Annotated in this window: 12 protein-coding genes; 6 read left to right on the forward strand and 6 right to left on the reverse strand. The window is 72.2% G+C overall.

What is annotated here, in order from left to right; translation table 11 throughout:
* Positions 1–29 precede the first annotated feature (29 nt).
* From IE99_RS0107390 to IE99_RS0107400, 3 genes are all read right to left on the reverse strand, one after another.
* Positions 30–320, reverse strand: a complete 291-nt coding sequence (locus IE99_RS0107390; RefSeq protein WP_030165628.1) for a Fe-S cluster assembly protein HesB — start codon at positions 318–320, stop codon at positions 30–32.
* Positions 321–474: 154 nt separating this feature from the next.
* A complete protein-coding gene (locus IE99_RS0107395) occupies positions 475–1,434 on the reverse strand; it encodes an LLM class F420-dependent oxidoreductase (protein ID WP_030165630.1) in 960 nt (319 codons plus the stop codon).
* A gap of 13 nt (positions 1,435–1,447) precedes the next feature.
* Positions 1,448–2,215: an SDR family oxidoreductase gene (locus IE99_RS0107400; protein ID WP_030165635.1), complete on the reverse strand. Its 768-nt coding sequence runs from the start codon at positions 2,213–2,215 to the stop codon at positions 1,448–1,450.
* A gap of 181 nt (positions 2,216–2,396) precedes the next feature.
* Here IE99_RS0107400 and IE99_RS0107405 point away from each other — a divergent pair, with 181 nt between their 5' ends.
* Together IE99_RS0107405 and IE99_RS0107410 are read left to right on the forward strand one after the other, a co-directional pair.
* Complete coding sequence (locus tag IE99_RS0107405; RefSeq protein ID WP_245623094.1) at positions 2,397–2,861, forward strand: Zn-ribbon domain-containing OB-fold protein; 465 nt, start codon at positions 2,397–2,399, stop codon at positions 2,859–2,861.
* A 32-nt stretch (positions 2,862–2,893) separates the two neighbouring features.
* Entirely contained in the window at positions 2,894–4,051 is a 1,158-nt protein-coding gene (locus tag IE99_RS0107410) for a lipid-transfer protein (protein ID WP_030165639.1), read from the forward strand.
* A 72-nt stretch (positions 4,052–4,123) separates the two neighbouring features.
* Here the strand turns inward: IE99_RS0107410 and IE99_RS30115 are convergent, their stop codons facing one another.
* Positions 4,124–5,710, reverse strand: a complete 1,587-nt coding sequence (locus IE99_RS30115) for a serine/threonine-protein kinase (protein ID WP_051712180.1) — start codon at positions 5,708–5,710, stop codon at positions 4,124–4,126.
* A gap of 82 nt (positions 5,711–5,792) precedes the next feature.
* Here IE99_RS30115 and IE99_RS0107420 point away from each other — a divergent pair, with 82 nt between their 5' ends.
* The 4 genes from IE99_RS0107420 (at position 5,793) to IE99_RS0107435 (ending at position 9,417) form a co-directional block, all read left to right on the forward strand.
* Entirely contained in the window at positions 5,793–6,470 is a 678-nt protein-coding gene (locus IE99_RS0107420; protein WP_051712182.1) for a TetR/AcrR family transcriptional regulator, read from the forward strand.
* A 368-nt stretch (positions 6,471–6,838) separates the two neighbouring features.
* Positions 6,839–7,519 (forward strand): hypothetical protein, encoded by a 681-nt coding sequence (locus IE99_RS0107425; protein WP_030165648.1) that lies wholly within the window; start codon positions 6,839–6,841, stop codon positions 7,517–7,519.
* Between the two features lie 128 nt (positions 7,520–7,647).
* Positions 7,648–8,421 (forward strand): hypothetical protein, encoded by a 774-nt coding sequence (locus tag IE99_RS0107430; protein WP_030165651.1) that lies wholly within the window; start codon positions 7,648–7,650, stop codon positions 8,419–8,421.
* Between the two features lie 114 nt (positions 8,422–8,535).
* Complete coding sequence (locus IE99_RS0107435; RefSeq protein ID WP_030165653.1) at positions 8,536–9,417, forward strand: hypothetical protein; 882 nt, start codon at positions 8,536–8,538, stop codon at positions 9,415–9,417.
* 56 nt (positions 9,418–9,473) lie between these two features.
* Here IE99_RS0107435 and IE99_RS0107440 read toward each other — a convergent pair whose 3' ends face one another.
* Both IE99_RS0107440 and IE99_RS0107445 read right to left on the reverse strand, forming a co-directional pair.
* Complete coding sequence (locus IE99_RS0107440) at positions 9,474–9,845, reverse strand: DoxX family protein (protein ID WP_030165655.1); 372 nt, start codon at positions 9,843–9,845, stop codon at positions 9,474–9,476.
* 405 nt (positions 9,846–10,250) lie between these two features.
* Positions 10,251–11,825 (reverse strand): acyl-CoA synthetase, encoded by a 1,575-nt coding sequence (locus IE99_RS0107445; protein ID WP_030165663.1) that lies wholly within the window; start codon positions 11,823–11,825, stop codon positions 10,251–10,253.
* Positions 11,826–11,850 lie beyond the last annotated feature (25 nt).

The following is an 11,850-nucleotide window of genomic DNA, read 5'->3' on the forward strand; positions in this document are numbered from 1 at the left end:
CGTCACCCCGTTCACCTCTCGGTCCGCCGTCAGGTCACGGTGCCATCGGCGATCGTGAACGCCACGTCGCCCTGCGGATCGACCTGCGCGTCGAGGGTCTTGTCGTCGAGCAGCTCGGCGACGGCGGACTCCAGGTACACCTTGGCGCCGGCCTCCTCGACGACCTGATCACCGGCCTCCGGAGCCGGCGCGACCGACAGCCGCAGCGCGTCCGAGCCGTTGATGCCCGGCTGGATGCGCAGGCCGGTCTCCGGCGGCAGGTCGGGGCTGGCGGTCACGGTACGGATCACCTGGACGGCGTCGCTGGTCAGGGTGAGCACGATCGGCTCCTCACGTCTCGGTGTTGCGGAATCGATCGCCCCACCCTGCCCGGCGACCGGACAGGGCAAACATCGGCTGGAGCGGCGAGCGGCGGAGCGAGGAACGAGTGAGCAAGCGAGCGCGACCATGGAACACCGCGCGGAGCCGCCCCGGTCAGCCCGCGCTGGGGGCCAGCGCCCGGACCGCCTCCAGCGGCGACAGGCCGCCGCCAGGGACGACCGCGAGCACCGGCGTGGTGAGCCCGGCGTCCATGTACTCGCGGATCCGGACCCGGCACGCCGCCGGGGAACCGTGCACGATCAGGTCGTCCACGACCTCGTCCGGGATGACCTCAAGGGCCTTCTTCCGGTCGCCCGCGGCCCACGCCTCGTTCATCGGGGCGAGCGCGTCGCCGCGGCCGAGCCACTCGTGGAACGCCCGGTACACCGGCACGGTCATGTACGCGGCGATCATCCAGCGGCCGATCGCGCGGGCCTCGTCGGCGTTGTCCGTCGGGCAGACGAACAGCCGCGCGATCAGCTCCGGCGCGTCGCCGAGCTCGCCGCGGACCGTCCGGACGTCCTTCGGCGCCAGCCAGTTCGTGATCGCGCCGTCGGCCTCCCGCGCCGCGAGCCGCAGCATGCCGGGGCGCAGCGCGGCCAGGACGATCGGCGGCGGCGTCGCGGGCGCGTTGTCCAGCTTGAAGCCCCTGACGGCGAAGGTCTCGTACTCCTCCTTCACCTTCTCGCCCGCGAACGCCTTGCGGAGGAAGCGGAGGGTGTCGCGCGTCCGCTTGTAGGGCTCGTCGAACGGGATGCCGTTCCAGCGGCTCACGATCGTCTCGGACGAGGTGCCGATGCCGAGCACGAACCGTCCGGGCGCCAGCTCCGCGATGGTCGCGGCCTGCTGCGCGAGCAGCGCCGGACCGCGCGTGTAGACCGGCACGATCGCGGGGCCGAGCCGCAGCTCCGGCGCCCACTGCGAGGCCAGGGCGAGCGGCGTGAACGCGTCCGTGCCGTTGGTCTCGGCGGACCACGCGTCGGTGTAGCCGAGCGACGGCAGCTCCGCGACGATCTCGCGGTGCTCGCCGAGCGCGACCCCGGTCAGCGGAATGGTGAGTCCCCAGCGTGCCATGTCTCTGTCTCCCCTAGGCGATCGAGGGCCGGATGATGGAGCCGCCGTCGACCACCATGGTCTGGCCGGTCATCCAGGACGACGCGTCGCCAGCGAGGAACACCGCCGCCTTCGCGATGTCCTCGGGCTCCCCGAGCCGGCCGAGCGGCATGTACTTGCTGATCTGCTCCTCGTTCTCCTCCCACAGCGCGCGGGCGAGGGCCGTCTTCACCAGGCCGGGCGCGATGCAGTTGACCCGCACCCTCGGCGCCAGCTCCATCGCGAACTGGCGGCTGAGGTGGATCACGGCGGCCTTCGTCGCGTTGTAGTACCCGATGCCGTGCTCGGTGACCAGGCCGCCGACCGAGGCGATGTTGATGACCGCGCCGCCGCGCTCTCGCATCGACTTCTTCCACGCGAGCTGCGTCCACAGGACGACCGCGAACTGGTTGACCTGGACGGTCTTCTCCGCGGCGGCCGGCTCGATCTCGGTCATCGGGCCGAAGTGGGGGCTGGTGCCCGCGTTGTTGACCAGGACGTCCAGCCCGCCGAACTCGGCGACCGCCGCGTCCACGCACGCCTCCGCCTGCTCGGGGTCGCCCACGTGCGCGGCCTTCGCCAGCACCCCCACGCCGGGGTACTCCGCGCGGATCTCCTTGGCGACCTCGTCGAGCGCGTCCTGCTTGCGGGACGAGAGCACGACGTTCGCGCCCTCGGCCGCCAGCGCGACCGCGGTCGCCTTCCCGATCCCCCGGGAGGCCCCGGTGACCAGGGCCGTCTTCCCCTGCAGTCCAGTCCGCATCCGCAACGCTCCTCATCCGGCCGATCGGCGAACAGAATCCGACTCGGTCACTGTATCCAAGTGACTGACGAGTCAGTTAGGTCGCCCCCGGCCGTTTCCTCCCGCCCACCGGGACGGCCCCGCCGGACGGGGCGCCCCGTCGCTACCCTCCGCCGGGTAGGCGACTGATACGGGAGGCCGCGTGAGTACGACCGGCGTGAGTACGGGCAGGGAGCGCCGTCCGGCGATCCAGGGCTGGTTCACCGGCGCGGACGGGGACGTGCGCCTGCTCGGCACGCGCTGCGCGTCCTGCGGGACGCCCTACTTCCCGCGCAACGAGCTGGCCTGCCGCAACCCGCGCTGCGCCGGCCCCAGGGACGGGTCGGAACTGGAGGAGTACGCCTTCTCCCGGCGCGGCCGCGTCTGGTCCTACGCGGACTCCCGGTACAAGCCGCCCGCCCCCTACGTCTCCCCCGACCCGTTCGTCCCCTACACGGTCGCGGCCGTGGAACTGGAGACCGAGCGGATGGTCGTCCTCGGCCAGGTGGTCCCCGGCGTCACCGTGGACGACCTGGAGGTCGGCATGGAGGTCGAGCTCACCGAGGGCGTCCTCTACACCGACGACGACGCCGAGTACACCGTGTGGATGTGGAGGCCGGTCAATTGAGCACCCGTGACATCGCCGTCCTCGGCGCGGGCATGCACCCGTGGGGCAAGTGGGGGCGCAACTTCGTCGAGTACGGCCTCGCCGCGGCTCGCACCGCCCTCGCCGACGCCGGGCTGACCTGGCAGGACGTCCAGTACGTCGCCGGCGCCGACACCATCCGCAACGGCTACCCGGGCTTCATCGCGGGCGCGACGTTCGCCCAGGCGCTCGGCTGGTCGGGCGCGCAGGTGTCGTCCTGCTACGCCGCCTGCGCGTCCGGCGCCCAGGCCATCGCGAACGCGCGCGCCCAGATCCTCGCGGGCCTCTGCGACGTCGCCCTCGTCGTCGGCGCCGACGCCGCCCCGAAGGGCTTCTTCAAGCCGGTCGGCGGCGACCGCCCCGACGACCCCGACTGGCTGCGGTTCCGCCTCCTCGGCGCCACCAATCCCATCTACTTCGCGCTCGCCGCCCGCCGCCGCATGGCCGTGCACGGCGCGACCCTGGACGACTTCGCCGCCGTCAAGGTGAAGAACGGCCGGCACGGCCTCGCCAACCCCAACGCCCGGTACCGCAAGGAGGTGACGCTCGAGGACGTCCGCGAATCCGCCGTGGTCGCCGACCCGCTGCGCCTCCTCGACATCTGCGCGACCAGCGACGGCGGCGCCGCCCTCGTCCTGACCTCCATGGACTTCGCGAAACGGCACGGCATCACCAAGCCCGTCCGCATCCCCGCCTTGTCCACGGTCACGCCGACGTTCCCGAAGACCGTCCTGGACCTGCCCGACTTCGCGACCGACTCGGCGATGGCCGTCCCCGAACCCGACCGTCCCTTCCGCTCCGCCCTCCCGCACGCCGCCTACGAGGAGGCGGGCATCGGCCCGGAGGACCTCTCCCTCGCCGAGGTCTACGACCTGTCCACCGCCCTCGAACTCGACTGGTACGAGGACATCGGCCTGTGCGAGCCCGGCGGCGCCGAAGACCTCCTCCGCTCCGGCGCCACGACCCTGGGCGGCCGCATCCCGGTCAACCCCAGCGGCGGCCTGGCCTGCTTCGGCGAGGCCATCCCCGCCCAGGCGATCGCCCAGGTATGCGAACTGACCTGGCAGCTGCGCGGCCGGGCGGAAGGCCGCCAGGTGGAGAACGCCCGAGCCGGCATAGCGGTCAACCAGGGCCTCTTCGGCCACGGCTCCGCCGTGATAGTGACGGCATGAACCGCCCCTGACCGCGGTCCCCGACCGGCGCCTAAGGCGCTTTGCGCCTGACGCCAAGGGCACTGCGATTGACTACGCGCCTTCGAAGCCGTCGCAGCCTATGTAGTAGGCGTCGCCGTTCGGGTGGACGTGGAGCCAGATGACCGTCCACTCGCCGCGGTCGATGGGGTATCCCCGGTCCGACGGGAAGTCGGCGGGGTAGCGCAGCGTCGCGTCGTCGCCGTCCGTCGGGAGCTTGACGGGTCTGCTGAGGGTCTCGCCGTTCGAGGCGTTGCCGAGCATCCACACCGGCGGGCGCACCAGCGCGGCGATGTAGTAGTCCTTCGGTCGGGAGTACTTGAAGCGTGCGGAGAGTTCCACCGGGTCGTTCTTCGCGACCGGTTGGCGCGGGGCGCTCGTCTGCAGGTCCTGCGGGGAGCCCGGCTCGCTGCGGACGGCCGGGAGGCAGATCATGCCCTTCTTGGTCCACCTCGTCGTCTGGAAGTCCTGGTCGGGCTGCTTCACGAAGGGTTCGCCGGTCGGGGGTCCGGTCCGGGGCGCGCTCCCGGTCGGTGCGCCTCCGGGGGACGCGGTGCCCGCCGGGCGGGTGGTGCTCGTGCCCGCGTCGGCCTTCGCTCCGCCTTCGGGGCCGTTCAGGACGGTCCGGGTCACGACCGCGGCGGTCAGCACGACGGCGGCGACCGCGGCGGCGGCGAGGAGCATCGGTGCCCGGGAGCGGGACGGGCCGCCGCCGGTCCGGGTGCGCTCGCGCGGGAGGAGACCGGCGGTGGCGGCCTCGCCGACGCTGAGCGGGGCCTGCGGGATCGCGCCGACGAGGCGGTGGTAGGCGGGGTCCTGGGCCGGGTGCCCGAGGGGGCCGACCTCCTGGAGGACGTCCTGCGGGGTGATGCGCCGGGCGGGGTCCTTCGCCGCGCACCGGGTGAGGATGCCGGCCAGCCGGGTGTCGACGCCGGTGAGGTCGAGGTCGCCGCTGAGGGTGCGGTGGATGATGGCCTCGATGGGGCCGCCGCCGAACGGGGGGCGTCCGGTCGCGGCGTAGGCGACGGTCCCGGCCAGGGAGAACATGTCGGACGCGGGGACGGGGGCCTGCTCGCGCAGCACCTCGGGCGCCACGTAGCCGGGGGTGCCGTTCCACGCACCGGTCTGGGTGATCTGCGTCTGGTCCTCGCCGCGGGCGATGCCGAAGTCGATGAGGCGGGGGCCGTCCGGCGCGAGGATGACGTTGCCCGGCTTGAGGTCGCGGTGCTGGACGCCCTGGGAGTGGATCTCCATGAGGCCCTGGGCGAGGGCCGCGAGGAGCCGCAGGCAGGTGTCGGGCGGGAGCGGACCATGCTGCACGACGGCCTGCCGGAGGGTCGGGCCGGGGATGTACTCGGTGGCGAGCCAGTACGGGGGCGTTTCGAGCCCGGCGCCGACGAGCGCGGCCGCGCACCGGCTGCGGACCCGGCCGACGGTCTGCACCTCGCGGCGGAACCGGGCCAGGGCCTGCGGGCCTTCGAAGTCCTCGCGGATCACCTTCACCGCGATGTGCCGGCCGCCGCCGGTGAGGCCGAGGTAGACCTGGCCCATGCCGCCCGCGCCGAGCCGCGCGAGCACGGGGTAGCCGCCGATCTCCGGGGGGTCTTCAGGACGCAGCGCTTCCATGATGGCCTTGATCATGCCATTTTCCGGGGCTCCGAGCGGCTTGCTACGGTTGCGGGCACGCGTGCGATGCCAGGAACTCGACGCCCGGGGGGGAAGCATGAGCGACGGCGGCGGAGGCACCTCCCGGCAGGCCGGCGGGGTCGCCCGGCTGCCGTCGGGGCGCCACAGCCTCTCCCGGGACTTCGTCGCGCAGCACCAGATCGCGCGGATCCTGACCGCCGTCACCGAGGTCGCGGCGGCGAGCGGATACGCGCAGCTGACGGTGGATTCCGTCATCGGCCGCGCCGGCGTTTCCCGAGCGACGTTCTACGTTCATTTCAAGAACAAAGAGGACGCTTTCCTGCGGGCGTTCGACGCGAACGTCGCGGATTTGATGGACCATGTCACGCGCGCGTATCAGGACGAGGCGGAGGCGCTCGGCCGGCTGCGGGCCGGCGTGGGCGCGTTCCTCGAATTCCTGGCCGACCATCCGGACAGCGCGCGGACCTGCATCGTGGAGTGCCTGGCGGCCGGGCCGGCGGCGGCCGCGCGGCGGGACGAGGCGAAGCAGGCGTTCGCGCAGATCGTCGTCGACAACATGCGGGAGCTGTTCCCGCACTATCCGGAGCCGGAGCTGCTCGGCGAGACCCTCATCGGAGGGATCTACGAGGTGGCCTACACGCGCATCCGGCGCGGGGAGACGGCGGAGCTCCCACGTCTGCTCAACGGTCTGATCGCCGTCTTCGCGATCCCGGACACGGAGCGGTGGGGGCCGGACGCCCCGCCGCCGGCCTGACCGGTCGCGGCCACGCCGATCGCGACCGCCGGGGGCGCCGGATCCGGGTGACCGGATCCGGACACCCGGGAACCGGTCTCGGTGACCTCTGGTCAGCAGTCACTTACGTGAGGTGCCGCACAGCCTACCTGCGCGGCCGTACCGACCGTGACGGACTTCACAGTCACCGTGACGCTCTTATGGCCGCTCTCAATGGCATCGGACGGCATTACCGAATGGGCCAATGCCCTTACCGACTCCTTCCGCTCCCTTGATGAACACGGTCATTCATGGTTCCGTGCAGGTGCCATGGATCGCCGTTCGGTTGTGGCCAGGCCGACCCGGCGATCAGGTTCATTCCCGCATTCCCACCCCGAAGCGAGACAGGAATGAAGAAGCTCCGCCGCATCGCAGTCCCCGCGCTGGGCGCCACCGCGCTCGTCATGGCCTCGGCCACGGCGGCACTCGCGTCCGCCACGATCACCTCCAACGGCGTCGCCTACTCCGGCGACGTCCGCGCGAGCAACCTGGGCAACGCCACGATCAGCGGCGTCAGCACGCTCGGCGCGATCATCACGACGTGCACGAGCGCGACGCTCGACGCGTACATCAACTCCAACGGCACCGGCGGCGTCCTCAACGGCGTGACCATCTCCGGGTGCACCAACAACAAGGGCGGCACGACCACCATCACCGCCCTGAACCTCCCCTACTCCGGCGGCACGGTGAACCACGCGCCCGTCGCCGGCGGACGGGACGCGACGCTCACCATCCCGCCGAACGCCCCCTCCCACGTCCAGGCCGTGCTGACGCTCCCGAGCCTGGGCATCCCGTCGCTGACGTGCCACTACACGCTCACGACGACGCTCACGCTGGACCTCTACAACCACAACAGCGCGAACAAGCCGGTGGCCGGCAACGCGCAGGCGCAGGGCAAGCTGAACGGGCAGTCCCTGCAGCGCAGGACGTCGCCCGCCCCCGACGCTCGGTGCCCGGCCTCGGTCGCGGCCAACGGCAACTTCCAGATCGTGCCGACCCCGACGGCCGGTCTCCTGGCGGTCGGGCCCTGATCCGGGCCTGACCGGCACGTCCATCCTCCCTCCGGGCGCGGTCCACCCCCCGCGCCCGCGACGACGGGCCGCCCCCGCCCGGGGCGGCCCGTCACCGTCGCCACCTTCTTCTTCCTGTGGAGCGCACCATGAGAGCTACGTTCCGGCGCCGCCTGCTGGGAACGGCCTCCGCACTCGCCGTCACCGCCGGCGTCCTCGGCGCTGCGACGGCCCCGTCCGCGGCCGCCGAGGAGATCCCGAGCATCGGCTTCGCCGACTGCCCCGACCTGCCCGCGGGCGCCGACCCCGCCTTCTGGCTCTGCAACGTCGCGGTGACCACCGGCGGGACGTTCAAGCTCGGGAAGCTGGACCAGCCCATCACCAAGCCGATCACCCTGACCTACGCCAACGGCTTCGACCCGGTCACCCTGGAGGAGAAGGTCGTCTTCGGCTCCTTCAAGGCCGACAAGATGCTCGTCCAGCCGGGCCTCTTCGGCGACCCGTTCGTCACCGCCATCTACGCGAAGCCGCGGTACGCCGGGCACATCGGCCTGGAGAACGGCAACCTGCGGCTCGACCTCAAGGTGGACGTGCAGAACCCGCTGCTCGGCTCGTACTGCACCATCGGGACGAACGACGACCCGATCGAGCTGGCGCTCACCGTCGGCACGACCAGCCCGCCGCCGCCGAACACGCCCATCTCCGGCTCGGCGCCCGAGGTCGTCCAGGAGGACCCGCCGGTTCTGAAGACGACGGTGGTCGACAACGCGTTCGCGGTGCCGCGGTCGCGCTCCTGCGGGCTCGGCGGCTCCCTGAACTGGGCCGTCAACCTGTACTCCGGCCTGCCGGCGGCGGCCGGGAACAACACCGCGATCTTCAAGCAGTACGTCGGTTTCAAGACCTACACCGACCTGGCGAACTGACCGCCGAATCCGAGCCCCGCTCCATCGCACTCAACCGGCGCGGTGCGCCGCGCCCCAGGTCCGCACGGTTCGCGTCCGCGAACCGTGCGGACCACGACCCTTCCGGGAGCACAAATGAGAAGACCGTTCAACCGGCGGCGCACGGCGGCGGCCGCCGCCGTGGCCGCGAGCGCCCTGGCGCTCACCGCCCCGGCCCCGTCGGCGTCCGCCCGGGACGCGGCGCCGATCCCGCCGGAGGTGAACCTGAACGACTGCCCGACGCTCGCCGAGCTGCCCGAGGGCTCCGACCCGAACTTCTGGCTCTGCAGCGTGGTGGTGATCACCGGCGGCAGGCTCCAGATGGGCAAGATCGATCAGGCGATCACCAAGCCGATCTCGCTCACCTACGCGAATGGCTTCGACCCCAGCACCCTGGAGCAGAAGTTCGTCTTCCGCTCGCTGAAGGGCGAGCCGATCCGGGTGACGGGCGGCGTGTTCGGCATCCCCGGCACCGATGTGCTCCCGCTCCTGCAGCTGCACGCGCAGCCGCAGTTCGCGGCCGACCCCGAGGTCGCCCCGGCGGACGACCCGAACATCGCCTACCGGATGAAGCTGAAGATCAAGACGATCAACCCGCTGCTCGGCGACACCTGCCACGTCGGGAGCGCCGCCGACCCGATCACGCTCAACCTCACGTTCCTCACCACGAACCCGCCGCCGCCGAACCAGCCGATCAGCGGCAAGCCCATCGAGGCGCACCCGGACAACCCGCTGGTGTTCGCCTCGACGGTCGTGGACAACGCGTTCGGCGTCCCGAAGGCGTCGGGCTGCGGCCCGTGGAACCTGTTCAACCCGATCGCCGACCTGCGCGCGGGCCTGCCCGCCAAGGCCGGCACGAACACGGCGATCTTCGAGACGATGGCCATGTTCCGGGGCTACACCGAGGCGTCGGCGCTGAACCTCGCCAAGGTGCGCACCCTCCAGCAGAAGATCAGGGCGAAGGCCGCCGCCGAGTGACGGCCCGGCACCCGCGCGCCCGCCGGTTCATCGGCGGGGGCGCGGGTGTCGCTCGTCTACTCGGACGAGCGGGCGACGTGGAGGGCCCAGCCGATGAGGGGCGCCTGGAACGGCAGGCGGCCGTAGGCGGCCGCGCGCAGCGGAAGGGGGCGCTCGCGCCAGTCGCGGGCCATCTTGACGTTGGCGGGGAAGACGGCCGCCATCAGCACGGCCGTGGCGATGGCGCCCTTGCGGCGGGTCTTCGGGTACGCGACGGCCGCGGCGCAGGCCAGCTCGGCGACGCCGCTGAGGTGCGTCCAGGTGCGGGGGCTCCCCGGCAGGCTCTCGGGAATGAGCGCGTCGAAGGGCCGCGGGGCGATGAAGTGGGCGGCGCCCATCCCGGCCATCAGGGTGACCAGGCGTCGAGTGGCGCGCGAAGAGTCCGTCATGCCGCCCAGTCTGGCAGATCGGACACCGAGTCCAATAGCCCGGTTCGGCCAGGGCGGAACACGGGATCCATGTGACCCACGTCACGTCCGCGACCGGTGTGATCGGCGGCGAAACGGTCACGTGTCAGGGGTCACCGCCTCGACGGGCGGGCCGCCTCGACCACGCGCGCGGCAGCGCGTGCGAGCAGCGCGCAAGCCACGCGTGCGAGCAGAGTCGGCGCAGGATTCGCACCAGGGCGCACGGACGCGCCGGACTCGCCCAGGCCCGTCGATCTCGACCCCAGGGGCGGTCGCCACGGCCGGGGGGACCGAGGCGGCCGCTTCTGGGCCCCGCGGCCGGAGCCGCCCCGGGACGCAGAGGGGCCGTCCCGGGGCGGTCACGTCCCGCCGGCGAGCCTGGTCCGGTCAGGCGCCGGGGCCCTTCCCCGCGACCTCCTTGGCCCAGCGGTAGTCGGCCTTGCCCGCCGGGGAGCGCTTCATCTCGGGAACGAACGCGTAGGAACGCGGCACCTTGTAACCGGAGAGCTCCTTGCGGCAGTGCGCGTCGAGCTCCTCGGGAGAGGGGGCTTCGCCCGACGGCTGGATCACCGCGGCGACCCGGTTGCCCCACCGCTCGTCCGGGATGCCCGTCACGACCGCGTCGTAGACCCCCGGGTGGCCCTTCAGGACGGCCTCGACCTCTTCGGGGAAGACCTTCTCCCCACCGGTGTTGATGGCCTGCGAGCCCCGGCCGTACACGGCGATCGTGCCGTCCTCCTCCACGGTGGCGATGTCCCCGGTGAGGAGCCAGCGCCTGCCGTCCACGACGGGGAACGTCCGGGCCGTCTTCTCCGGGTCGTTGTAGTACCCGTGGGCGATGTGGCCGGTGCGGGCGACCTGGCCGAGGACGCCGGAACCCGGCTTGACGGGCTGGAGCGCGTCGTCCAGGACGGTGACGTTCTCGACGTCCGGCGCGAACTTCAGGCCCTTCTCCGGGGTGGAGCCCGCGGTGGCCTCGGCCGTCGAGCCCGACTCCGTCGATCCGAACCTGTCCAGGATCATCGTGTTCGGCAGCAGCCCCTGGAGGCGGTCGCGGACCGTCCCCGTGAAGATCGCGCCGGTCGACACGAACGCCAGCAGCGAGGACGTGTCGTACCCGCCGCGCGCCAGCTCCTCCGCCATCGGGATCGCCATCGCGTCCCCGGTGATGGTCAGCGAGTTCACGCCCTCGCGCGCGATCGTCGCCCAGATGTCGGCCGCGTCGAACTTGCGCGCGTACACGATGGTGGCGCCCATGAACCAGCCGATCCACGTCGCCATCTGCGCGGCGCCGTGCATCAGCGGCGCGATCGGCATCATCACCATGGGGCCGCCGCCGGCGGCGAGCGCCACGACGTCCTCCGGCCGCCGCGGACGCGGGAACGTCGGGTTCCAGAACGCGAACAGCATCTGCTCGGTCGACCACATGACGCCCTTCGGCATCCCGGTCGTCCCGCCCGTGTAGACGATGTAGGTGTCGTCGGGCGAGCGCGGCGGGAAGCCCCGCGTGCCCGGCGCGCCCGCCAGCGCCTCGTCGTAGGCGACGGCGCCGGGAATCGACGGACTCCCGCCCACCGCGACCAGGTGCCTCAGCTCCGGGACCTCGGGGGCGGTCGCCGCGACGCGGTCCTCGAACTCCACGTCGTACAACAGGGCGACGCTGTCGGAGTCGCGGTAGACGTAGAGCAGCTCGCTCTCCACGTACCGGTAGTTCACGTTGATCGGGACGGCCCGGATCTTGAGCGTCGCGAGCAGCGCCGCCGCGTACTCGATCCCGTTGTAGAGCTGGACGGCGACGTGCTGGCCGGGCCGCACGCCCGCCGCCTCGAGGTGGTGCGCGAGGCGGTTGGCGTGCTCGTCCAGCTCGGCGTAGGTGAGGCGCCGGTCGCCGCAGACGACGGCGACGCGCTCCCCGATCGCGTCCGCGACTCCCTCGAACAGGTCGGCGTGGTTGTACTCCATCGGACACCCTCCGCGGGGGGTCGGT

The sequence above is a fragment of the Spirillospora albida genome, assembly GCF_000718255.1.
GTDB classification, from domain to species: Bacteria; Actinomycetota; Actinomycetes; order Streptosporangiales; family Streptosporangiaceae; genus Spirillospora; species Spirillospora albida.